General features: G+C 72.1%; 22 protein-coding genes and 1 tRNA gene. 13 read left to right on the top strand and 10 right to left on the bottom strand.

The window, feature by feature from the left end:
• Positions 1-80 precede the first annotated feature (80 nt).
• The 3 genes from ACLQ2V_RS04340 to ACLQ2V_RS04330 all read left to right on the top strand — a co-directional run bounded on the left by ACLQ2V_RS04340 (position 81) and on the right by ACLQ2V_RS04330 (position 1,229).
• The gene (locus ACLQ2V_RS04340; protein ID WP_425717050.1) at positions 81-518 is read left to right on the top strand and encodes a DUF3052 domain-containing protein; all 438 of its coding nucleotides are present in this window, start codon (positions 81-83) and stop codon (positions 516-518) included.
• Positions 519-607: 89 nt separating this feature from the next.
• Positions 608-1,075 (top strand): peroxiredoxin, encoded by a 468-nt coding sequence (locus tag ACLQ2V_RS04335; RefSeq protein WP_425717049.1) that lies wholly within the window; start codon positions 608-610, stop codon positions 1,073-1,075.
• 82 nt (positions 1,076-1,157) lie between these two features.
• A tRNA-Val gene (locus tag ACLQ2V_RS04330) sits at positions 1,158-1,229 on the top strand.
• Positions 1,230-1,308: 79 nt separating this feature from the next.
• Here ACLQ2V_RS04330 and ACLQ2V_RS04325 read toward each other — a convergent pair.
• Positions 1,309-2,529 carry a helix-turn-helix domain-containing protein gene (locus tag ACLQ2V_RS04325; RefSeq protein ID WP_425717048.1) on the bottom strand — a complete coding sequence of 407 codons (1,221 nt, stop codon included), beginning with the start codon at positions 2,527-2,529 and terminating at the stop codon, positions 1,309-1,311.
• Between the two features lie 7 nt (positions 2,530-2,536).
• On the opposite strand from ACLQ2V_RS04325, the gene ACLQ2V_RS04320 reads away from it, so the two are divergent.
• The 3 genes from ACLQ2V_RS04320 to ACLQ2V_RS04310 all read left to right on the top strand — a co-directional run bounded on the left by ACLQ2V_RS04320 (position 2,537) and on the right by ACLQ2V_RS04310 (position 4,218).
• Positions 2,537-2,821 (top strand): hypothetical protein, encoded by a 285-nt coding sequence (locus ACLQ2V_RS04320; protein WP_425717047.1) that lies wholly within the window; start codon positions 2,537-2,539, stop codon positions 2,819-2,821.
• Positions 2,822-2,984: 163 nt separating this feature from the next.
• Entirely contained in the window at positions 2,985-3,743 is a 759-nt protein-coding gene (locus ACLQ2V_RS04315; RefSeq protein ID WP_425717046.1) for an XRE family transcriptional regulator, read from the top strand.
• A 4-nt stretch (positions 3,744-3,747) separates the two neighbouring features.
• Positions 3,748-4,218: an NUDIX domain-containing protein gene (locus ACLQ2V_RS04310; protein WP_425717045.1), complete on the top strand. Its 471-nt coding sequence runs from the start codon at positions 3,748-3,750 to the stop codon at positions 4,216-4,218.
• On the opposite strand, the gene ACLQ2V_RS04305 is transcribed toward ACLQ2V_RS04310, so the two are convergent.
• The 5 genes from ACLQ2V_RS04305 to ACLQ2V_RS04285 all read right to left on the bottom strand — a co-directional run bounded on the left by ACLQ2V_RS04305 (position 4,206) and on the right by ACLQ2V_RS04285 (position 9,191).
• Complete coding sequence (locus tag ACLQ2V_RS04305) at positions 4,206-4,772, bottom strand: HD domain-containing protein (protein ID WP_425717044.1); 567 nt, start codon at positions 4,770-4,772, stop codon at positions 4,206-4,208. The genes ACLQ2V_RS04310 and ACLQ2V_RS04305 overlap by 13 nt on opposite strands.
• A 246-nt stretch (positions 4,773-5,018) precedes the next feature.
• The gene (locus ACLQ2V_RS04300) at positions 5,019-5,906 is read right to left on the bottom strand and encodes a hypothetical protein (protein WP_425717043.1); all 888 of its coding nucleotides are present in this window, start codon (positions 5,904-5,906) and stop codon (positions 5,019-5,021) included.
• Positions 5,907-6,849: 943 nt separating this feature from the next.
• Positions 6,850-7,815 carry a hypothetical protein gene (locus ACLQ2V_RS04295; RefSeq protein ID WP_425717042.1) on the bottom strand — a complete coding sequence of 322 codons (966 nt, stop codon included), beginning with the start codon at positions 7,813-7,815 and terminating at the stop codon, positions 6,850-6,852.
• A gap of 53 nt (positions 7,816-7,868) precedes the next feature.
• A complete protein-coding gene (locus ACLQ2V_RS04290; RefSeq protein ID WP_425717041.1) occupies positions 7,869-8,477 on the bottom strand; it encodes a sigma-70 family RNA polymerase sigma factor in 609 nt (202 codons plus the stop codon).
• A 228-nt stretch (positions 8,478-8,705) separates the two neighbouring features.
• Positions 8,706-9,191 carry a MarR family winged helix-turn-helix transcriptional regulator gene (locus ACLQ2V_RS04285; RefSeq protein ID WP_425717040.1) on the bottom strand — a complete coding sequence of 162 codons (486 nt, stop codon included), beginning with the start codon at positions 9,189-9,191 and terminating at the stop codon, positions 8,706-8,708.
• Positions 9,192-9,251: 60 nt separating this feature from the next.
• Between ACLQ2V_RS04285 and ACLQ2V_RS04280 the strand changes: the two genes are divergently transcribed.
• A complete protein-coding gene (locus tag ACLQ2V_RS04280; protein WP_425717039.1) occupies positions 9,252-9,698 on the top strand; it encodes a MarR family winged helix-turn-helix transcriptional regulator in 447 nt (148 codons plus the stop codon).
• 87 nt (positions 9,699-9,785) lie between these two features.
• Here the strand turns inward: ACLQ2V_RS04280 and ACLQ2V_RS04275 are convergent, their stop codons facing one another.
• Positions 9,786-10,688 (bottom strand): aminoglycoside phosphotransferase family protein, encoded by a 903-nt coding sequence (locus tag ACLQ2V_RS04275; RefSeq protein ID WP_425717038.1) that lies wholly within the window; start codon positions 10,686-10,688, stop codon positions 9,786-9,788.
• A gap of 111 nt (positions 10,689-10,799) precedes the next feature.
• Here ACLQ2V_RS04275 and ACLQ2V_RS04270 point away from each other — a divergent pair, with 111 nt between their 5' ends.
• From ACLQ2V_RS04270 to ACLQ2V_RS04260, 3 genes are all read left to right on the top strand, one after another.
• Complete coding sequence (locus tag ACLQ2V_RS04270; protein WP_425717037.1) at positions 10,800-11,381, top strand: PadR family transcriptional regulator; 582 nt, start codon at positions 10,800-10,802, stop codon at positions 11,379-11,381.
• A complete protein-coding gene (locus ACLQ2V_RS04265) occupies positions 11,378-12,406 on the top strand; it encodes a hypothetical protein (protein WP_425717036.1) in 1,029 nt (342 codons plus the stop codon). Before ACLQ2V_RS04270 ends, ACLQ2V_RS04265 begins: the two co-directional genes overlap by 4 nt.
• 281 nt (positions 12,407-12,687) lie before the next feature.
• Complete coding sequence (locus ACLQ2V_RS04260) at positions 12,688-13,839, top strand: polysaccharide pyruvyl transferase family protein (protein WP_425717035.1); 1,152 nt, start codon at positions 12,688-12,690, stop codon at positions 13,837-13,839.
• Positions 13,840-13,903: 64 nt separating this feature from the next.
• Here the strand turns inward: ACLQ2V_RS04260 and ACLQ2V_RS04255 are convergent, their stop codons facing one another.
• Positions 13,904-14,110, bottom strand: a complete 207-nt coding sequence (locus ACLQ2V_RS04255; RefSeq protein WP_425717034.1) for a hypothetical protein — start codon at positions 14,108-14,110, stop codon at positions 13,904-13,906.
• 99 nt (positions 14,111-14,209) lie between these two features.
• Here ACLQ2V_RS04255 and ACLQ2V_RS04250 point away from each other — a divergent pair, with 99 nt between their 5' ends.
• Entirely contained in the window at positions 14,210-14,731 is a 522-nt protein-coding gene (locus ACLQ2V_RS04250) for a DinB family protein (protein WP_425717033.1), read from the top strand.
• Between the two features lie 78 nt (positions 14,732-14,809).
• Here the strand turns inward: ACLQ2V_RS04250 and ACLQ2V_RS04245 are convergent, their stop codons facing one another.
• Complete coding sequence (locus ACLQ2V_RS04245) at positions 14,810-15,685, bottom strand: carbohydrate kinase family protein (protein ID WP_425717032.1); 876 nt, start codon at positions 15,683-15,685, stop codon at positions 14,810-14,812.
• A gap of 98 nt (positions 15,686-15,783) precedes the next feature.
• On the opposite strand from ACLQ2V_RS04245, the gene ACLQ2V_RS04240 reads away from it, so the two are divergent.
• Together ACLQ2V_RS04240 and ACLQ2V_RS04235 are read left to right on the top strand one after the other, a co-directional pair.
• On the top strand, positions 15,784-19,116 hold the full coding sequence (locus tag ACLQ2V_RS04240; RefSeq protein ID WP_425717719.1) for an SNF2-related protein: 3,333 nt from the start codon (positions 15,784-15,786) through the stop codon (positions 19,114-19,116).
• Positions 19,113-20,246: an SWIM zinc finger family protein gene (locus tag ACLQ2V_RS04235; protein WP_425717031.1), complete on the top strand. Its 1,134-nt coding sequence runs from the start codon at positions 19,113-19,115 to the stop codon at positions 20,244-20,246. Before ACLQ2V_RS04240 ends, ACLQ2V_RS04235 begins: the two co-directional genes overlap by 4 nt.
• Here the strand turns inward: ACLQ2V_RS04235 and ACLQ2V_RS04230 are convergent.
• Entirely contained in the window at positions 20,215-20,472 is a 258-nt protein-coding gene (locus tag ACLQ2V_RS04230; protein ID WP_425717030.1) for a DUF3040 domain-containing protein, read from the bottom strand. The two genes, ACLQ2V_RS04235 and ACLQ2V_RS04230, sit on opposite strands and share 32 nt — an antisense overlap.
• Positions 20,473-20,561: the final 89 nt, after the last annotated feature.

Raw genomic sequence — 20,561 nt, 5'->3', positions numbered from 1 at the left:
GGGGCCAGGAGTGTGTGGACTTTGCCTGACGGCGTCGCAACGATGCCGCGAGCAGGGATGAGATGAGGAGGCACGCGACAGTGAGCGCGACCGCTGGTCAGGCCGCCGACGGGGTACGTCTCCTGGCGGACCGGTTCGGGATCGAGCCGGGGATGGTCGTCATGGAGATGGGGTACGACGACGACGTCGACCAGGAACTCCGGGACGCCCTGACCGACCGCTGTGGAGATCTGGTCGACGAGGACACCGACGAGGTGGTCGACGCGGTGCTGGTCTGGTACCGCGACGGCGACGGTGACCTCTTCGAGCTCCTCGTCGACGCCCTCGGCCCGCTGGCCGACAACGGCGTCGTGTGGCTGCTGACGCCCAAGGCCGGGCGGGAGGGTCACGTCGAGCCGAGCGAGGTCGCGGAGTCCGCGCCCACCGCTGGCCTCCAGCAGACGTCCACGATCAACGCCGGCCGGGACTGGAGCGGCGCCCGCCTGGTGCTGCGCCGGGGCGCCAAGGCCAAGAAGTAACAGCAGGACCTCCGCCTGCCACACCCGGTCGCCCCGGCCGCCGGGTGTGGCAGGCTGATGCCACCCCGACTCGACCCCAGGGAGCTTGCATGCCGATCGAGGTTGGCGCCGACGCGCCGGACTTCGTCCTGAAGGACCAGAACAACCAGGAGGTCCGGCTGTCGGACTTCCGCGGCAAGCGCACGGTGCTGCTGGTCTTCTACCCGCTCGCCTTCACCGGCGTCTGCCAGGGCGAGCTCTGCGAGGTGCGGGACAACCTCAACGAGTACGTCAACGACGACGTGCAGGTGCTCACCGTCAGCGTGGACTCGGTCTACAGCCACAAGGTCTGGGCCGACCGGGAGGGCTACCAGTTCCCGCTGCTGGCCGACTTCTGGCCGCACGGCGCGGTGGCCCAGGCGTACGGCGTCTTCAACGACGTCGCCGGGATCGCCAACCGGGGCACCTTCGTGATCGACAAGGCCGGCGTGGTCCGCTTCGCCGAGATGAACATGCCGGGCGAGGCGCGCGACCAGCAGGGCTGGCGCAAGGCCCTCGCCGAGGCCGTCGCCGCCTGATCCACTCCCGGACACACCCGCTCGGCGGGCCTGGGTCGGCAGGGTAAGCTTGCCGGACTCCGGCCCGCCGTGCGGGCGTTCGGGGCGCGTAGCTCAGTGGGAGAGCACTCGCCTTACAAGCGAGGGGTCGCAGGTTCGAAACCTGCCGCGCCCACCCATCACCACCAGCGCGGGCCGCTCGATGAGCGGCCGGAGTTCGATCGCCGTGCTGCCCTGGGCCGCGCCGAGCTGGGTCATACGGCTATTCGCAGGGTCTCGGCTAGGCGGATGATCTCGGGGGCGGGTCGGGTGCTTCGGCGTACCACGGCGCGGAGGGTGTCGCAGGCGGCGGGGCGGTGTCGTATTTCGGTGGGGGCCACCCGGTTGGTGAGCAGCAGGGCGCGTCCGGCCTCGGGCAGGTCGCCCAGCCGCACGCATTGCCCGGCGACGTCGACGAGGTAAGCCGCCCGGCATTGTTTGGGTAGCTGTTGGAATGCGGCGGCGGCGACGAGTTTTCGGTGTAGGGCGAGCGCGTCGGTGCGGCCGCTGAGATCGAGCGTGGTGGTGACTCGGGCCAGGTCCACCACGACCGGGCCGAAGCTGATCCCGCGCTCATTGCGGTCCTCGCCGAGCAGGGCGGCTGTTTCGTCGGCCTGGTCGAGTAGCTCGGTGGCGGTGTGCCGAGCGCCGCAGCCGGCGGCACCGGCTGCGGCCTGGAGCAGCAGGGTTCCGTACCAGGAAAGGCGTGACGGTGGTGCGGTGCGCGGATCGGTCGGGGCGAGTCGCTGCGCGGCGGTGATGGCGACCTCCATGGTGTCCCGGGGGTGACCCAGGGCGCGCAGCACGCGGGCCAGCTGGACGGTCGCGGCTGCGGCGAGGAGTTCGTCGTCGGCGTCCTGGCAGATGGTGATGGCCCGGTCGGCGGCGAGCCAGGCCATGCCGGTCTCGCCCACCTTGCCGAGGACCGCCGAGGTGAGCTGATGGGCCTGCCCGAGCAGGTGGCACGTCCGCGCGCCGGGGTGCGCGGCCCGGTTGAGCTGGGTGCCGCGCAGCAGGTCGGGCAGGGTACGCAGGAGTTGCCGGTAATCGGCGTGCTGGAAGGCCAGCCAGGCGTGCTCGGCGCTGCGATCGAGTTCGGCCGGGGGTGTGTGAGCGCGGTCCAGGTGGGTGGGGGTCGCGCATCGGAACAGGGCCGCTCGGACGGCATCGATGTCCCGGTCGGAGATCGGCCGGTCCGCCACGGTGCCGGGACTGGCGGCCGGGGGCGGGTCGGTGTCGAGCAGGAGTTGGACGTCGATCCGGAGCGCCCGGGCGATGTCCTGGAGGTTGGAGAGCTTGTCCAGCCGGCGGACGCCTCGCTCGACCTTGTCCACCCAGCTCTTCGACTTGCCGAGCGCGTCGGCGAGCGTCTGCTGCGACATTCCGCGCCGGTCCCGCCAGTACGCCATCCGCCGGCCGGCGGGCAGATCAGTCACGGCGCTGGTGGTTGCGCTGCTGACCGCAGTCGAGCAGGGACGCCCGTCGTTCAGCGAGTGGAACGATCTGGGCCTGCTCGGTGTGCCGGCGGTGCAGTCCGCGTTCCGGGGTGCCGCGCTGGCGCTCGGCCTCGTCGAGGATCAACTGCTGCGCCGCGCGGAACTCCGCTTCCTGCCCCGCCCGCCCGCTATCCGGTGCGGCATCCTGGCTGCCATGCCCATGCGACCTGCGGCGCAGGATCTCGCAGAAGCGGGTAATCACCGGGTGGATGTGGAAGGTTCGACTGCCTGATCTTGATCCCATGATGCCCCTTTCACCGACAGGGCCACACCTGCGTTGATGGCTGGGAATGAGGCTCCTGAAAACTCCGGGACACCCCAGCCGATGGGCTGGACGACTTGGGACGTCTTCGTTACTGTGAGTGCGTCCTAGTTGTCCCTTCGTGGAGGGTCGAGTGCCGAATCACCGGCTTCGCGACGCGATCCTGCGCAACGGGCTCACCCCCGTCGCCGTCGCCGAGAGGGTCGGGGTGGACCCGAAGACCGTGGAGCGGTGGATTACGCAGGATCGGACGCCGTATCCCCGTCATCGGCACGCGATTGCGGCGATAGTGCGCGAGGATGTGCCGTACCTGTGGCCGGACGCGGTGACTCCGGAGAAGGCGTCGAAGATCGGGCAGAGCGAGCTGGTCCAGCTCTACTCCCGGCGATCCTCCGTGCCGTACGACCTCTGGCGTCGACTGATCGAGCGGGCAGAGAAGCGGATCGACGTGCTGGCCTACGCGGGCCTGTTCCTCGTGGAGCAGGACCCTAGACTCATCGATGTCCTGCGTCAAAAGGCCGTTGATGGTGTTGCGGTGACGATCCTGCTCGGCGACCCGACCAGCGCCGCGATCGAGCGAAAGAGCATCGAGGAAGGCGCGCCGGGCGTGGTGGCGGCGAAGATTCGGCAGGTGCAGCAGTACTACAACCGGCTTGATGCTGCACCGGGGGCCCAGGTGCTGTTCCACGACACGACCCTGTACAACTCGATCTATCGGTTCGACGACGAGATGCTGGTCAACGTGCACGTCCTCGGTTTCCCGGCGCCACACGCCCCGGTGCTGCACCTGCGTCGGCTCAACGGTGGCGACCTGTTCGGCACCTACTCCGACAGCTTCGACCGGGTGTTGGCCGCCTCGAAGCCGCAGCCGGGCGGCGAGGTCGGAGCCTAGGACCATGGCGAGAGTCGAGCACTACCACGACCCGAACGCGCCGAAGGCCAACAGCATCGTCGTGGCCGTCTCCGTCTTCGTCCGAGACGATGACGGCCGGGTGCTGCTCATCCAGCGCACCGACAACAACCTGTGGTCGCTGCCCGGCGGTGGCCAGGAAATTGGCGAGTCCGTAGCGCAGACGGCGGTCCGGGAGACCCATGAGGAGACCGGGGTCAGGGTCGAGGTCACCGGGATGGTTGGCGTCTACTCCGACCCCGGCCACGTCATCGAGTACTCCGACGGCGAGGTACGACAGCAGTTCTCGCTCTGCCTGCGAGCCGTACCCGTCAGCGGCACCCCGACCCCGAGCGACGAGTCACGTGATGTCCGATGGGTGGCCCGCGACGAACTGGGCGCGCTCGACGTCCACCCGTCGACCCTGCTCCGCGTCGACCACGGCTACGAGGAACGCCCCGAGCCCTACATCGGCTGAGCAACGCTGCCGGCGAGCCGGCGCAGAGTCCGCTGCACGGCGGCGACGATCTCCGGCTCTGCCCGGCGGATGAACCGGGTCACCAGATGCTCCGGCCCGTACCGTGAGCGAATCTCCGCGAGCCGGTCCAGCACCTCGAAGTCCTGGCCGTCCGGCCCGGTCGTCATGTCCGAGAAGCAGAGCGCATCCGTCACCGCTGTCTCCTCCCGAGGAAACTCGGCGGCCAGGACCTCACCGAGCCCGCGTTCCTCCGCCTCCAGCCACGCGCAGGAGTGGTGAGCCACCAGAGCGGCAATCCGCCCATCGAACCGCTCGCGCCGCAGCCACCGCCCCCCGTCGAGGGAGTGCAAGCCGGTGTCGACCAGGTCAGGGCTGTAACCCACGTCATGCAGCCACGCCGACGCTACGAGCACCTCCCGATCCTCGGCCGAAACCGCCCCGCTGATCCTGTCCGCCTTGGCGGCGACCGCCTGGACGTGGCTCCACCGACGAGGCAACGGCTTCTCCAGTAGTTGTCGCGCAACTTCCCGGGCGGTATCGACGAAGGCGGCCATGCCGTCAGGGTATGGAGTGCACTAAGCCCACGCCATCCCGTGTCCACTGACCGGCGAGGCAAAGGCGAGGCGGCCGGCCACCCGTGTGATCCGTCAGTTGGGGCGGTCGGTAAGGGGCAAGAGCGGACCCCTCCGCGGAGCGCGCAGAGCTTACAGGCGAGTGGTCGATGTGGCCCTGGTGGGTGACGAACTGAGTGACAACCGGGGCCCGCAACTCTGTCCGCACGCCGGTGAAACTAGCTACGATTAGAGTATTGAGTCCTGCCCCGGATATTTGCGCCTGCGATTGGGCAAACGATCTTTAGTCTTGCCTCGGATGGCGCGTAGATCATCCGGGTGAAGATCGTCTTCCCTGACTAACGTCTTTCTCATCCGCCGACTGGCGCGCCAAAACCTCCATAGGTGGCGGAGGCGTCCAGGTTCGTCGAATTCTGGGCCTTGATACTCTTCTCGCTGGACCAGTTCGGCAACCTTTGCATATTCTTCGTCATCCATGTAAGCCTGCGTCAGGATCGGTGGGCCCGCAAAGATAAAGGTGCCATTGCCAAGCTCAAGGTAGACGCCGTAGACAGTCTGAAAGACACCGTGATTCCGCATCACAGCATTGAGCAGGGCCCACATCGTCTCCTTGTCGTGAAGCAAGAGGATTTCTTCGCCAGCTTCGATCCGTTTTGGCAGGAGTTCACCCCAGGGGCTTACGCTCGGCTGCGCCTCAAAGTCGAACACCTTTGTGGGATCCAGGTCCAGTACGTAAACACACCTGGTTACCGTCACGGCGGTTCGGCCACTGTTCCTGGCGAACACAGCGTTCACGGCTTGCTGTTCACGCTGAGGCGAATCTTCATTCTTGACCCTGGTCCTACCCTTGGTCTTCTTGGCGCGCGCCTTCGACGGTCGTTGAGCCTTTTTGCGACGCTCCTGCGGATCATCCTCAATCCTAATGATCTTCGATCGTCCGTCTTGGAAGAACACGTGAAGGATGCCGTCTTTGTCCACATAGCCTTGCCCAAGCTCGGCAGTGATCTCGGCACCGCCCTTGCGCCAAGATCTGATGGCCCATGTGATCGTCCAGACGAGACCCGCCAACGTGAAGGCTGCACCGAGGATGGCGAAGGTCAACTGGATGCCAGACATGACACTCAATGTAAGGGTGATCGGCACGCGCGGCTACGGTGGTCGGGCAATGAGCGGACTGCCATCCGGGGTGACTAACTGAGTGACGATCGAGAAACGCAAGCCTGGACGCAGGCGGACGCCAGGGGACGACCTAGCTGAGGGTCGTCGTGGGTCACCGCAGGTTGCATGGTTGTGCTGGTTGCCTGGGGGTCAAGTGACCCGGTGATAGGAGGGCCAGGTCCAGCAGGGTTTCTGGTGCTGGTGGCGAGCCGAGGACCTTAGCGACGCTTTAACAGAGAACGAGCCGCGCAGGTCATGTCGTCAGCCTAACTGTCCGATTGGCGACATTGAATCGGTCTTTTGCATGCAACGGCAGTAGGTGATGCCTAGGATGCCCGGAAGCCTAAACCGTCACCCCTTGGAGAGCGTGTGTCTGGATCTACGCCCAAGTACCTCCGTTTAACGCTTGATGTCCAGCTAGGCGAGCGTAATCAGCACGCCACGCGGATCAACCAAGCTGCGGACGCTGCGATTGCCGCTGCTACCGAGGCGCTAGAGGAGAACCTGCTTGAAGGAAGCATTGTGAACGTCGAGCAGGGCGTCGAGTTCTCATACCGTTGGATCGCACGAACCTCGTGGCTCGGTGGTGCTGCTGCGAGCGACGGAGACGAGCTGTAGCGATGAACTATGCCGTGCCCTGTTGCTGTCGACAGCAACGGTGACAGCAACAGGGCCGGACAGCAGTGACCAGCAACGGAAGGCTACGGATCAGCGCTCGACGTCAGAGACATGCGCGGACGCGCCCGGACGGGAGCGCCCGGAACCTACAAGCGAGGGGTCGCAGGTTCGAAACCTGCCGCGCCCACACTCTGACCAGCACACGATGCAGGACACCGGATGACCGGTGGCCTTCATCGTCTCGCTTGCTCGTAGGGCGGGTAGTGGCGTGAAGGGGCGAGGGTCAGAACGTGCCGGCCCTGATGTCGGCCACCGTCACCCGGGAGACCTTGAAGGTCGACACAGAGAGGGTCTTCGACTCCGGGTCATCCGTCACGGACCTGATCGGCACCCCGTTCTGGGCGTTGATCGTCAGCACTTGCCGGTTGTCGTAGCCCTCGAACACCTTTGCGGTGAGGGTCAGGGCGGGCTGCCCGCCGGCCGTCGAATCCACAACGGTGACCTCGGGAATGGTGGCGATCAGACGAAGCACGCCCGCCCGTACCTTCGGGTCGCCTCCCCCCGCGGAGAGCACGTCGACGCTGTTGACCCAGAGGTGGTTGTCGGCGATGGCGCGCTTGCGGGCCTCATCGATAGCCGGCGGGGAGGTGATCCCCTTCCCCCGAAGGACCTGCTCCCGTTGGCGGGCCTCCTCGGCGGGAGGGGGCTTTCCCTCGTCGTACACGGCGTTGATCATTTGCTCGCGGGCTTTGGCGACGTCACCGGTTGCGGCGTACCGCGCCGCCGCCAGCCCACGGGGGTGGAAGCCGTTGCCGAGGTACTCGCCACGGGCGATCACCGGTGGGAGTGCGCGCTTGGCCCCCGTGTAGTAGTACATGCCGCTGTCGGTGTACAGGTGGTACCGGGTACGAGATGGCGGCCTGCCCCGACGGACATCGACCTTTTCGATGATCAGCGACGCGTCACCCGGCAGCGCGGCGTTTTCCGCGGTGAGGTTGGTCGCCAGGGACACGAGCTTGGTGTTGCCTGCCGGTGCCGGGGAGGTCGGCCCAGCCTGGTTGTCCGGGCCGGTCGGGGCCGAGGCCGGGTTGGTCGGGGCCGAGGCCGGGCCGGTTCCCAGGGCCATCGGCAGGGCCAGCGCGAGCGCGGCCACGGCCGCGACGCCACCACCGGTCGCCACGCCGAGAACGTGGCGCCTGCGCCGCCGTGCCCGGCCGCGCTGCTCGATCGCCTCGACGGGACGATCCATCCGTACGTCGGAAAGGGTCTGCCTCACCGCGTTCCACAGCTCATCGTCGTCATTCATGATCGAACCTCCTGACGGGCTGCGGGCGCGAGCTGCGCCCGCAGGGTTGCGGTGGCACGGGACAGGTGGACGGCTACGGTCTGGGCGGAGATGTCCAGCACCGTTGCCACGGACCTGGTGTCCAGGTCGAGCCAGATGCGCAACACGACCACCTCGCGCTGCCGCCGCGGCAGCCGGCGAACGGCGGCCAGCAGAGCATCGTTCGTGTCGGGGTCGTCCTCGATGAGGGACGCCCGCTCATGGCCGTCGAGGGCCACCTCCCGTCGGCGTCGCCGCCACCAGGACACCCGGATGTTGAGGGCGGTGCGCACCACCCACGCCGCCGGTGCCGGATGCTGGCTCACCTGCGGCCAGGAGGCCCAGGCTCGCGCGAACGACTCAGCGACCAAATCTTCGGCCAGCGCGCGATCGCCCGTGCCAGCTAGTACGGCACGCAGGCAGTTGTCTCGGAAGCGCTGGTAGAAGTCCGCGAAGTCCTTCTGTTCTCGTTCCACACGGGGTTTACGCATCAGCGCCTCGATCCATTTACCGGCACGGAAGAAATTCTTCGTCGATCGGACAAAAGCCGACATCGATCTATGGCTTCGGCGGCTGGTGTTGCCCATGCTGTCGGCAGCACGACCCCGCTCCCTCGCGTCCCGGCAGGGCGGCAGCGTCGTGGCGGTCTACCGGCACGCCCTGCGCGGTTTCGAGGCCCGGGTCGACGAGCGGGCGTCCTCCGGGCCCGGCGGCCCGTACTGCTCCTCCAGCGGGTTCTTCGCGCCGAACCCCGCCGATCCGTCGATCGGTACGACCTGGACGTTGATCGGGAGCCGGAACAACGGAAGCTTCGTCTACCGGTGCTGGATGGCGCTGCCGCGCCTTTGCCACGCGGTGACGAAGCGGTCGAGGAGAGCGGCGAAGGTGTGGGACTCCTCCGCAGTGAATCCGGCAAGTGCCTCGGTGACGGCGGCCCGCCGGGTCGCGTGGATGTCGTCCACGAGGGACCTCCCCCGCGCGGTCAGCCGGATGCGGGCGTACCGGGAGTCGCCGGGGTCCGCACGGCGTTCGATGAGCCGGTCGTCGAGCAGCTCGGTCGTCAGGCGGCTGGCCCTGGGCCGGTCGACGCCGATCGCCGCAGCGATCTCGGAGATGGCCATGCCGTCTTCTGCCTCGTCGAGGGCATCGAGGTAGCGGAATCGTGCCGCACCCGGCGAGGGTGCCTTGGCCGATCCGCCCTTTGTCGCCGTGCGGTGCAGGCGGGCCGCCTGTTGGTCGCGGCGGATGCGCACGAGCGCCCGTTCGACGACGTCCTCCGGCGCGCGCTCTCGTTTTGGCATGCCGTCACCCTACGACAGTTGTTATTTGACAATCATGGCGCTCGCCGCTGAAATGATTGTATGACTACAACTGATGGGCAGCGGCGATTTTTCCCACCACCGATCGGCCTTCTCCTGCGCAAACTCGACGGGCTGATCGACGAGAGGTTCGAGTGCGCCCTCGGCAACCGCGACATCAGCCGCCGTCAGTGGCAACTGCTCAACATGCTCGCCGAGGGGCCTGCCACGTCCGATGCCCTGAACGCGGCGGTCGCCCCGTTCCTCGACCGAACGACCGGCGAGACCGTCGAGCCGCACCTCGCCCCGCTCGCGACGCGGGGACTCGTCGTCGCGGCGACCGGGGGAGCGTACGAGCTCACCGAGACCGGCCGTGCGCTCCTCGAAAGCCTGGCCGAGGAGGTGCGAGCCATTCGCGACCGCACGGTGCGAGGGCTCGCCGACGGCGAGTACGACCGCGTCGTCGCCGGCCTGCAGACGATGGTCGCCAACCTGGAGGAGCGCGCCTGAGCCGCCGCCCCGGAGGCCCTGGGCGGAGAACGCCTCCGGGCGTTCGCTCACGCCCCCGCGGCGGGCTCACGCCCACGGCGGCGGCGCTCACGTCAGTTCGGCGATGACCGCGCGGACCATCCGGCGGCCGTGCTCGGCCATCCGGGGCAGGCTGTGCCGGTAGTAGTCCACCCCGGTCAGCGACGGTGCGAGGGCCCAGCCGCAGGCCCGGCGCCAGGTGTCGTCGTCGTACCCCAGCGCCTTTCGGTAGGTGTCGCGGGCCGCGCCGGTGAAGGTCCAGAGCGCCGGGGCGACGTCGGGTGCCGGGTCGCCGACGCCGAGGGCCCCGAAGTCGACGACCGCGGCGAGCCGGCCGGCGTCGGTGATCAGGTTGCCCGGTTGCAGGTCGCCGTGGATCCAGACCGGGTCCCCGGCCCAGTCGGCGGCGGCGAGGCAGACCTCCCAGGCGGCCTCGGCGTCGGCGACGTCGAAGCCGTCGTCGTGCGCGGCGAGGCGGGAGAGCGCCTGGCGTACGCCGTCGTCGACGTGGCGCAGGGCGGCCCCTCGGGCCCCCGGCCGCTTGACCGGACCGCCGGTGGGATCCACCCGGTGCAGGGCGTGCACGAAGGCCGCCAGCTCGCGGGCCAGCGGCACGTCGTCGCTGCCCAGCCGGGGCGGCGTCGCGCCGGGGATCCACGGCACCACCGTCCACCGCCACGGGTAACCCGCGCCCGGCTCGCCGACGTGCAACGGGACGGGGATCCGCACCGGCAGGTGGGGGGCCAGCGCGGGCAGCCACCGGGCGTCGGAGTCGGCCTGGTCGACCGCCCAGCCGATCTTGGGCAGCCGGGCGACCAGGTCGTCGCCGATCCGGAACAGCACGTGATCGGTGCCCTCCAGGTCGTCGGCCAGGGGCGTCACCGCGAGGTCGGCCCACTGCGGGCACTGGGCCGCCAGCAGTCGGCGCAGTTGACCGACGGTGGCGCGGACCTCGTCGTCGTGGATGGGCACGACCGGCACCGTAGTGCGGCGCGGCGGCGCCACACCAACCAATTACGCTCTGCGGTCCGCGCGGTCGCACCGCCCTTGCCGTTAGACGTATACGTCTAATAGGTTGTCCGGGTGCCCCTGGACGCCTCCCGCAACAGCCTCGTGCTGCCGCTGCTCGGGCTCCTCGTCGAGCAGCCGGCGCACGCCTACGACCTCACGACCCGCCTCCGCACCCGGTACGGGCACCTGTCGGTGACCCGCAGCACCGTCACCTCCCTGCTCAAGGCGCTGGAGCGGGCCGGTCTGGTCGCCGCCGGCGTCCCCGAGCGGGTGGGCAACCGGCCGCCGCGCACGGCGTACGAGCCGACCGAGGCGGGGGTGGCAGACCTCCGCCGCCGGGTCGAGCAGGGGCTGCGCGACGGCCCGGCCGCCTCGGCGGACTTCGTCATGGCCGTGGCCTACCTGGGGATCCTCCCGGCAGACCACGCGGCGTCGATCCTGGACACCCGCGCCGCCCGGCTCGACCGGGAACTGCCGGCCCTGCGGGAGACACCCGACGGGGTGGCCGAGGCGCACATGCTCGAAGCCGCGTACTGGGCCACCGTCGTGGCCGCCGAGGCCGGCTGGGTCAGGACCCTGGCGGCGCGCATCCGCTCGCACGACATCGACTGGCCGGGCGCGCACCCCGGCGACGCAGCAGGGAGCGGCGCATGAAGTTCGGCATCTACCCGGGCGGGCGGGTCGGCACCCTCTGCGCGCGCCCGCCCGACCCGACCGCGATCCGCGCCCTCGTCGACGACCTGGCCGGCGGCCACCCGTTCGTCGTCCGCGAGTACGTGCACTTCCTCGGCGACGACGCCCCACCGGAGGCGGTCGCCGGGCTCGACGCCGGCGACGAACTCGCCCACCTGACGATGCCCGACCAGTGGTACGTCGAGGCGGGACGCGAGCTGGACCTCGTGGTCAGCTACCTGCCGTCGACCGCCGACATCCCCGGCTGGCTGGCCTTCCTCGACACCGTCGTCGACCGCTACGGCCACCTGACACGCTGTTTGCAGGTGACGCTCGAAGCCAACTTCCCGATCCCGCTCATCGACGGCAGCTCGCCCGGCGTACTCCAGGCCCTGGCCCTCGGGGTGCCCCACGCGCGGGCCGCGCTCGACCGCCGGGGCCACCACGACGTACGGGTCGGCTTCTCCGTCGCCGAGCCGGCGGAGTGGCTGGGCGGCGACGACGCGTTCTGGGCGTACCTCTCCGCCCTGCCGCGGCGGGACTTCGCCGCCCACGTCGACTACGTCGGCCTGGGCCTGTATCCCGACGCCTTCTCACCCGTCGCCCCGCGCGGCGAGCCGGGGGACGTCGCGTCCCTCACCGCGCACGCCCTGGACCACCTGCGCCACCACTGCCTGCCCCGCGCCGGCATCCCGGCGGGCGTGCCGATCCACGTGGCCGAGAACGGCAGCCCCAGCGGGGCGGGGCGCACCGAGCGGGGGCAGCGGGACTCCCTGACCGACATGCTCGGCGTCGTCCTCGCCCGCCGGGAGGCGCTGCACATCACCCAGTACGAGCTCTTTGGCCTGCGTGACGCCGACAGCGCCTCCGACCAGCCCACCGCGACGTTGGGGCTGGTCACCGACGCCTACCGGCCCAAGCTCGCCTTCGCCGCCTACCGCGACGCCATCCACCACCTGTCGACCAAAGGTGATCAGGACGCCATGGACCCTAAAACGCCCGGATGACGACCATGGCGTCCTGATCACCGGGGCGGGGTGGGTGGGCGGCTCCGGCGGGTGGGGGAGGGGCGCAGCGCGGTGCCCCGGCCGGCCCGGCCCTGCCGTGGATCCACAACATCGAGGTGCATTCCGCGCACCGGGGACGCGAGCCGGCCGGGCAGCCCAGCGCGCCGGCCGCCCCGGTCGGGCAGGGCTGAGCGCCCCAGGTGTGCCCCCGCACCCAGCGGGAACCCTGCCCGGACGCACCCGGGAACCCTGGCCGGACGCACACCGGGAGGAGCGAGGCGATGGGGAACCGCACCGCGCTGACGATCGGCGTGCTGGGCTCGTACGGCGGGCGCAACCTCGGCGACGAGGCCATCCTGACCGCTCTCCTGGCCGACCTGCGCTCGCACGAGCCGCACGCGCGCATCATCGTCTTCTCCCGGAACCCGGCGCACACCGCCCACGCGCACCCCGATGTGGAGGCGGTGCCCTGGGAGGGCGTGAGCCGGGTCGACTCGTCGCAGGTGCTGGCCGAGCTGGACCTGTTGATCCTCGGCGGTGGCGGCATCCTCTACGACCGGGAGGCCCGCCGTTACCTGCGGGTGGTCCGGGTCGCCCAGGAGCGCGGCCTGCCCCTGATCACGTACGCGGTGGGGGTGGGGCCGTTGAGCGACCCGGTGGACACCGGCATGGTGCGGGAGACCCTGGCCGACGCGATCGAGGTGACCGTGCGCGACCAGGAGTCCCGGATGGTGCTGGAGGAGGCCGGCCTGCTCAACCCCATCACGGTGACCGGCGACCCGGCGTTCCTGCTCACGCCCGAGGAGTTCCCCGAGCGCTTCCTGCGTGAGGAGGGGGTGCCCGCCGGCACCCGGCTGGTCGGGCTCAGCGTCCGGGAGCCGGGCCGGGCCGCCGAGCGCCTCGACGTCGACGGCTACCACCGGCTGATCGCCCAGATCGCCGACTTCCTGATCCACCGGATCGACGCGTACGTGCTCTTCGTGCCCATGGAACGCGACGACATCCGGCACGCGCACGGGGTGATGTCGCACATGACCTCCGCCGAACGGGGCCGCATCCTGCACGGCGACTACTCGCCCCGGCAGGTGCTCGGGCTGATGCGCCACTTCGACCTGGCCGTGGGCATGCGACTGCACTTCCTGATCTTCGCCGCGATGGTCGGCACGCCGTTCCTGCCCCTGCCGTACGCGGGGAAGGTCTTCGACCTGGCCCAGCGGCTCGGCGTGCCCGCGCTGCGCGGGGTGGAACGCGAGGTCGAGGGGCCCCTGCTGGCCGAGGTCGACCGGCTCTGGGACGAGCGGGAGGCCCGCGCGGAGGCCACGGCCCGTCGGGTGGCCGAGGTCTGCGACCAGGCCCGGGGCACCTCGCAGGTGACCGGCGCGGTGCTGGCGAGCCTGCGTACCCTGGCCGCGAAGCGGGCCGCAGCGGCCTGACGCCAGGGCCCGTCGGCGGGCCGTTGCCGCGCTCGGCGGCGGGCGTTGCCGGGCTCGCGCCGGGTCAGGAGGCCGGGCCGCGCGACCGGTAGCGCCAATCCCGGTCGCCCTCGGCGACCGACTCCAGCTCGTAGATCTCCGCCCCGGCCAGCCCGTGCTCGCCGATGTGGTGGTGGGTCAGCGGGGGCCGGCCGTTGCTGTCCAGCTCGACCGTGACCGTCTGCCCGTCGGCGCTGCCGCCCGCCAGTGGGATCTCTACCGTTGCTGCCATGGCACCATCCTGCCTGCCGCGCGCCCACCTCGCAGGAGATGGCAGACCGTCCCCACCTGACGGTCGGGACGCGAGTCACCGGTCGATTACGCTGCCGCGATGACGAAAATCGTGATCGATCCGACCCTCGGTCCGGTGCTGGCCCGCACCGGCGACGAGCGCGCCGTACTGAACTCCTTCCTCGACTTCCACCGCGACATCGTGGCGCGCAAGCTGCGCGGCCTCAGCGACGCCGCCGCTCGCCGCCGGCTGGTGCCCTCCGCCACCACCCTCGCCGGCCTGGTGAAGCACCTGACGCTGGTCGAACGAAACTGGTTTCCGCGCCTGCTCGCCCCGCGACCGGACGACGTCTACGAGACCACCGAGGAGGCGGCGGCGGCCAGCTTCGCCCTCGACGACGCCGACACGGTGCAGTCCCTGCTGGCCGACTACGAGCAGGCCTGCGCCCTGTCCCGGGACCTGGCGGCGCGCTTCGACCTCGACCACGTGGTGCCGCACGAGCAACTCGGCGAGGTGTCGCTGCGCTGGATCCTGACGCACCTGATCGAGGAGACCGCCCGGCACGCCGGCCACGCCGACATCCTGCGCGAGCTCACCGACGGCTCCACCGGCGTCCGCTGACCCGTCCCGCTGCCCCGCCCGAAGGCGCCCCGAACACGGCCGTTCCGACCCCGGCCGGCCCCGAGCGCCCTCGGCCTTTCACCGCGGCGGCGGGAGCAGGCCCGGCGGGTACTCCATGCCGTCGTGGGCGCAGGCCGCCGCGCCGACCCGAGCCGCGTACGCCGCCGCCTCGACGAGCCCCGCCCCCCGCAGCCGGGCGGCGACCAGGCCGGCGGCGAAGGCGTCCCCGGCGCCGTTGCTGTCCACCACCGGCCCCGGTGGGACGGCCGCGGGCACCCGGACGGCCGGGGTGCCGCCGGCGAAGAGTTCCGCCCCGTCCGCGCCCCGGGTGACCACGACGGTCCGGGGGGCCAGCCCGGCCGCGAGCGCCCCGGCCCGGTCGCCGAGGCGGACGCCGCTGACGAAGACCAGGTCGGCGGCCTCGGCGAAGGGCCGGTGGTAGGGATCGTCGCCGTCCCAGTCGTGCAGGTCGGTGCTGAGACCGACCCCGGCGGGGAGGCCGGCGCGCAGGGCGGGCAGCCGGGCAGGCAGCCAATCCATGATCGAGACGTGTACGTGGGCCGCGTCCCGGGCCAGCTCGGCCAACCGCTGCGCGGCGAACGGCGGCGGCCCCTGCCACGGCCGGGGATCGTAGAGCGACATCCGGCGGCCGGTGGGGTCGACCAGGTTCACGGACCGGCGGGTCCCGCCCGGGTCCACGGCCAGCACGGCGGGCACCCCGGCCCGGTGCAGCGCCTCGCGTACGACCGTGCCGGCCGGGTCGGCCCCGAGCACGTCGACCACCGCGACGCGCAGCCCGAGGGCGCGGGCGGCCAGCGCCACGCCCGCCCCGGTGTTGCCGATCCGCAGGTCGATCGGGGGGACGGTGAGCGAGTCGGCGGCCGGCAGCGGAAGCTGCGGCACGCGTACCCGCAGATCCACCCCCAGGCCCCCGAGCACCAGTAGGTCGAACATCGCGCCGAGGCTAGTCGACCGGGCCGCGTCGGACAGGTCGTCCTACGGCCGGACCGGGGCCCGGCTATCCTCGGATGTCGTCGGCCGGAGGGGGAGCGGTGCTGGTCGTCCACGGGTCGTGGCTGCCCGGCGCGGGGCTCGTGGTCTGGGCGGAGGACAGCGCCCGGCCGCCCCGGGCCCCCCGCCGCCCCGGCCGGGCCCCCCGCGAGCGCCCCCACCCGTTCGCCGCCGACCACGCCACCCTGACCGCCGCCCTCGACGCCGTCGCCTGGCCCGCCGAGGCCGGCACGGTGCTGCTGCGCCTGCCCACCCGGGCGGGCACCCCGGCCGAGTCGCCGGAGCTGGTCCGCGCCGACGTCGGCGAACCGCTCCGTGGGCCGGTCACCCTCGCCGGCTGGCGGGCCCCCGCCCTCCGGTACGCCCCACAGGCCGTGCCCGCGCTGCTGCGCGCCGTCGGCGACCGGGCCGCCGTGCCCGGTGCCACCCTGCGGCACCTCGCCGAGCTGGCCGACTTCGCCGCCGACCTGGTCCGCCGTGGCCGGGTGCTGCCCGGCATCGCCCCGGCCCCCGCAGCCGGGCCGACGGCCTTCCAGCCAGCCGCCGCCGGGCCCGGGCCGACGGCCTTCCAGCCAGCCGCCGCCGGGCCCGGGCCGACGGCCTTCCGGCCAGCCGCCCCCGCGCCCAGCCCCGGATCGGGCGGACCGCCGGACTGGTCCCCGCCGACCGGAATGCCGGGCGGGTCGCGGTCGCCCGGGACGCCGAGCCGGTCCGGAACGCCGAGCCGGTCCGGGGCGGCGGTGACGCCGGGTCGGTCCCGGTCGGCGGGGCCGGTGCGGGCGTTCGCGGTGTGGCGGCCGGTGCTCACCGGCGGCGACGCGGCCTGGGCGCGGTCGTTGGCCCTGGCCCTGCCCCCGGCCGCTCGGGCCGCCGTCGACCTGCCCCCGGGTGAGCTGATCGCCGACGCCCTCGACGCGCTCACCGACGCCGCCGCCCGGTCGGCCCTCACCCGCGCCTCGGTGCCCCGGGGCGGCGGCCGGCAGTCCGGGGCGGTGCCGGCCTGGCTGGCCGCGCTGACCGGGCCGTACGGCGACTTCTCCGCCGCCCCGGCCGCCCTCGACGCCCTCGCCGCCGAGCTGGACGACTGGCAGCGGGACGCGGCCGGCGGCGCGGTGCGGGCGAGCTTCCGCCTGGTGGAACCGGCCGTCGACCCCCTCGCCGATGCCCTGGTGCCCGCCCCGGACCCGACGGGCACGGCGGCCATCTCGGTCGCCGGTCGCTGGCGGGTGGAGTTCGGGCTCCAGGCCGCCGACGAGCCGAGCCTGGTCGTCGACGCCGCGCAGGTCTGGCAGTCCCCGCACACCGTGCCCGCCCTCGCCGGCGGGCTGGACTCCCCGCAGGAGACCCTCCTCGCCGAGCTGGGCCGGGCCAGCCGGCTCTGGCCGGAGCTGGACGCGGCCCTGCGTACCGCCACCCCGCAGGCCCTGGAGCTGGACGTGGAGGGGGCGCACCGGTTCCTGCGCGAGGGCGCCCCGGTGCTGCACGCCGCCGGGTTCGGGGTGCTGCTGCCGGGCTGGTGGCGGCGGCCCTCGGCGCGGCTGGGGGCCCGGTTGCAGGCCCGCAGCCGCACCGCGCCGGGCACCGTGACCACCGCCGACAGCGGGTTCGGGCTGGCCGCGCTGGTCGACTACCAGTGGGAGGTGGCGCTCGGCGACGAGCCGATCTCCGCCGCGGAGCTGGCCGCGCTGGCGCAGCTGAAGACCCCGCTGGTCCGCCTGCGGGGGCGCTGGGTGGAACTGGACCCGGGGCGGCTGGCCGCCGGGCTGCGGCTGCTGCGCTCGGCCGGCGAGCTGACCGTGGCCGACCTGCTCCGGCTCGGCCTGGCCGACGCCGACTCCGACGACGCGCTGCCGGTGCTGGAGGTGGTCGCCGACGGCGCGCTCGGCGACCTCCTGGCCGGGCAGGCCGAGCGGCGGCTGACCCCGCTGGACCCGCCGCCGAGCTTCGCCGGGACGCTGCGGCCGTACCAACGGCGCGGGCTGGCCTGGCTGGCGTTCCTGGAGTCGCTGGGTCTCGGCGGGGTGCTCGCCGACGACATGGGGCTGGGCAAGACGGTGCAGTTGCTGGCCCTGCTCGCCGGGGACCCGCCCGAGGCGGGGCCGACGCTGCTGGTCTGCCCGATGTCGCTGGTCGGCAACTGGCAGCGGGAGGCGGCCCGGTTCACCCCGAAGCTGCGCGTACACGTGCATCACGGGGCGGAGCGGGCGCGCGGGGCGGGCTTCGCGGAGGCCGTGCACGGCGCGGACCTGGTCCTCACCACCTACTCGGTGGCCGCCCGCGACGCCGTCGAGCTCGCCGGCATCGACTGGCACCGGGTGGTGGTCGACGAGGCGCAGGCGATCAAGAACGCCTCCACCCGGCAGGCGGAGGCCGTCCGGTCGCTGCCCGCGCGGCACCGGATCGCGGTCACCGGCACCCCGGTGGAGAACCGCCTGGCCGACCTGTGGTCCATCATGCAGTTCGCCAACCCCGGCCTGCTCGGCCCGGCCGCCAGCTTCAAGAAGGCGTACGCGGAGCCGATCGAGCGGCACGGCGACACCGAGGCCGCCGAGCGGCTGCGCCGGATGACCGGCCCCTTCGTGCTGCGCCGGCTCAAGACCGACAAGTCGATCATTTCTGATCTGCCGGAGAAGCTGGAGATGGAGGTGCTCTGCAACCTCACCACCGAGCAGGCGTCGCTCTACCAGGCGGTGGTCGACGACATGCTGGCCCGGATCGCCTCCAGCACCGGCATCGAGCGGCGCGGGCTGGTGCTGGCAGCGATGACCCGGCTCAAGCAGGTCTGCAACCACCCCGCCCAGCTGCTGCACGACGGCTCGGCGCTGCCCGGCCGCTCCGGCAAGCTGGCCCGGCTGGAGGAGATCCTCGACGAGGTCCTCGCGGCGGGGGAGCGGGCCCTGCTCTTCACCCAGTACGCCGAGTTCGGTGGGATGCTGCGCGGGCACCTCTCCGCCCGCTTCGGCCGCGAGGTGCTCTTCCTGCACGGCGGGGTCGGCAAGGCCGACCGGGACGCCATGGTGGCCCGGTTCCAGTCCGCCGCCGGCCCGCCGCTGTTCGTGCTCTCGCTGAAGGCCGGCGGCACGGGGCTGACCCTCACCGCCGCCAACCACGTCGTGCACGTCGACCGGTGGTGGAACCCGGCCGTCGAGGACCAGGCGACCGACCGGGCGTTCCGCATCGGCCAGCGCCGCCGGGTGCAGGTCCGCAAGTTCGTCTGCGCCGGCACGGTGGAGGAGAAGGTCGCCGCGATGATCGCCGAGAAGCGGAGCCTGGCGGCGTCGGTGGTGGGCAGCGGCGAGCAGTGGGTCACCGAGCTCTCCACCGACCGGCTGCGCGAGCTCTTCGCGCTGGAGGCCGGGGCGGTGGTGGAGTGACCGACCGCTTCGCCGACTACGGCCCGCCGCGCCGGGTCGACGGCGGGCTGCGGGCCCGCAGCACCCGGGGCGCGATCGGCCGGTCCTGGTGGTCGCGGCGGTTCCTGGAGGTGCTGGAGTCGTTCGCGCTGGGCACCCGGCTCACCCGCGGCCGGTCGTACGCGCGCTCGGGGCAGGTGCTCGACCTCGGCATCGCCCCCGGGGTGGTCACCGCCCGCGTGCAGGGCTCCCGACCCCGGCCGTACGAGGTGCGCATCGCGCTGGCGCCGTTCCCGGCGAAGCTGTGGCAGCGCATCGAGGCGGAGCTGGCGGCGCAGGCGTTCTTCAGCGCCCGGCTGCTGGCCGGGGACCTCCCGGCCGAGTTGGAGCAGCTCTGCGCCACGGCCGGGGCGCCGCTCTTCCCCGCCGACGTCGACGAGCTGACCCAGCGGTGCAACTGCCCCGACTACGCGGTGCCGTGCAAGCACCTGGCGGCGACGTTCTACCTGCTCGCGGAGGCGTTCGACGCCGACCCGTTCGAGCTGCTGCACTGGCGGGGCCGGCGTCGGGCGGAGCTGCTGGGCCGCCTGCGCGCCCTGCGCGCCGCCGCCGTCGACCCCGACGCCGCCCCGCCCATCGGCGACCGCCCCGCCGCCCCGGTCCCGGCGGGATCACCCGCCACGGCGGGCGGCACCGGCAGTGGCGCGGGCGGGGCCGGCCGGCTCGACCGGGCCGACCGGTCGTCCGGCGTGGACGGCGCGGACGGCCTGGACGGCGCGGGCGGCGCAGGTGGCCTGGACGGTGTGGGCGGCGTGGACGGCGTGGACGGCATGGGTCGGGTGGTGCCGGCCGTGGGCGCCGCGCGGGCGTTGGTCTCGCTGCCTGTGCCGGCGCTGGCCGACGCGGTCGACCGGTTCTGGGTGCCGCCGGTGCCGCTGCCGAACCGGCCACCGAACCTGTCGACCGACCCGGACCTGCTGCTGCGTCAGCTCGGTGCGCCCGCCCCCGCGCTCGGCGGGCCCGGCCTGGTGGAGCGGCTGCACCGGGCGTACCGGGAGTTCGGCCGCGCCCGCCCGGAGGCGGACGCCCCGGTCCACACTGGGCCGTCGGCCGCCCGGGTCACAGCCAGCGACGACGGAAGTGCCACATGAGCGCGGCGTTGGCCAGCAGTACCACCGCGAAGACCGCCCCGGCCAGCCCGCCGGCGAGCACGGTCGCCGCCGGAAGCGCGGCCCAGAGCACGATGGTCAACAGCATCAGGTAGCGGCCCCGACGGGCCCGCGTCCGGTGTTGCAGTCGGGCGAAGAACTTCGGGTCGCTCTCTCGGAGCTGACGGGTGATCTCTTCGAATCTGCGCTGGTCCTCTTTGCTGAGCATGGTGGTGTGCCTTCCCCTCACGCGGTCAGCGGTCCGGCGGCATACCCGCTGTGGCGGCGACTCACGCGCTCCTGCTGCTGCTACTTTCG

It is taken from the genome of Micromonospora sp. DT233 (genome assembly GCF_049841815.1).
GTDB lineage: Bacteria > Actinomycetota > Actinomycetes > Mycobacteriales > Micromonosporaceae > Micromonospora.
The sequence above is the reverse complement of the archived record's forward strand: the minus strand, read 5'-3'. Positions and strand labels throughout refer to the sequence as shown.

Bases quoted from the DNA above. Each gene is read 5' to 3' on its own strand.
- ACLQ2V_RS04335 (WP_425717049.1), top strand. From the start codon at position 608: ATGCCGATCGAGGTTGGCGCCGACGCGCCGGACTTCGTCCTGAAGGAC.
- ACLQ2V_RS04255 (WP_425717034.1), bottom strand. From the start codon at position 14,110: ATGGCAGCAACGGTAGAGATCCCACTGGCGGGCGGCAGCGCCGACGGG.
- ACLQ2V_RS04290 (WP_425717041.1), bottom strand. From the start codon at position 8,477: ATGGGCAACACCAGCCGCCGAAGCCATAGATCGATGTCGGCTTTTGTC.
- ACLQ2V_RS04250 (WP_425717033.1), top strand. From the start codon at position 14,210: ATGACGAAAATCGTGATCGATCCGACCCTCGGTCCGGTGCTGGCCCGC.
- ACLQ2V_RS04280 (WP_425717039.1), top strand. From the start codon at position 9,252: ATGACTACAACTGATGGGCAGCGGCGATTTTTCCCACCACCGATCGGC.
- ACLQ2V_RS04285 (WP_425717040.1), bottom strand. From the start codon at position 9,191: ATGCCAAAACGAGAGCGCGCGCCGGAGGACGTCGTCGAACGGGCGCTC.
- ACLQ2V_RS04305 (WP_425717044.1), bottom strand. From the start codon at position 4,772: ATGGCCGCCTTCGTCGATACCGCCCGGGAAGTTGCGCGACAACTACTG.
- ACLQ2V_RS04230 (WP_425717030.1), bottom strand. From the start codon at position 20,472: ATGCTCAGCAAAGAGGACCAGCGCAGATTCGAAGAGATCACCCGTCAG.
- ACLQ2V_RS04265 (WP_425717036.1), top strand. From the start codon at position 11,378: ATGAAGTTCGGCATCTACCCGGGCGGGCGGGTCGGCACCCTCTGCGCG.
- ACLQ2V_RS04310 (WP_425717045.1), top strand. From the start codon at position 3,748: ATGGCGAGAGTCGAGCACTACCACGACCCGAACGCGCCGAAGGCCAAC.
- ACLQ2V_RS04295 (WP_425717042.1), bottom strand. From the start codon at position 7,815: ATGGATCGTCCCGTCGAGGCGATCGAGCAGCGCGGCCGGGCACGGCGG.
- ACLQ2V_RS04260 (WP_425717035.1), top strand. From the start codon at position 12,688: ATGGGGAACCGCACCGCGCTGACGATCGGCGTGCTGGGCTCGTACGGC.
- ACLQ2V_RS04245 (WP_425717032.1), bottom strand. From the start codon at position 15,685: ATGTTCGACCTACTGGTGCTCGGGGGCCTGGGGGTGGATCTGCGGGTA.
- ACLQ2V_RS04300 (WP_425717043.1), bottom strand. From the start codon at position 5,906: ATGTCTGGCATCCAGTTGACCTTCGCCATCCTCGGTGCAGCCTTCACG.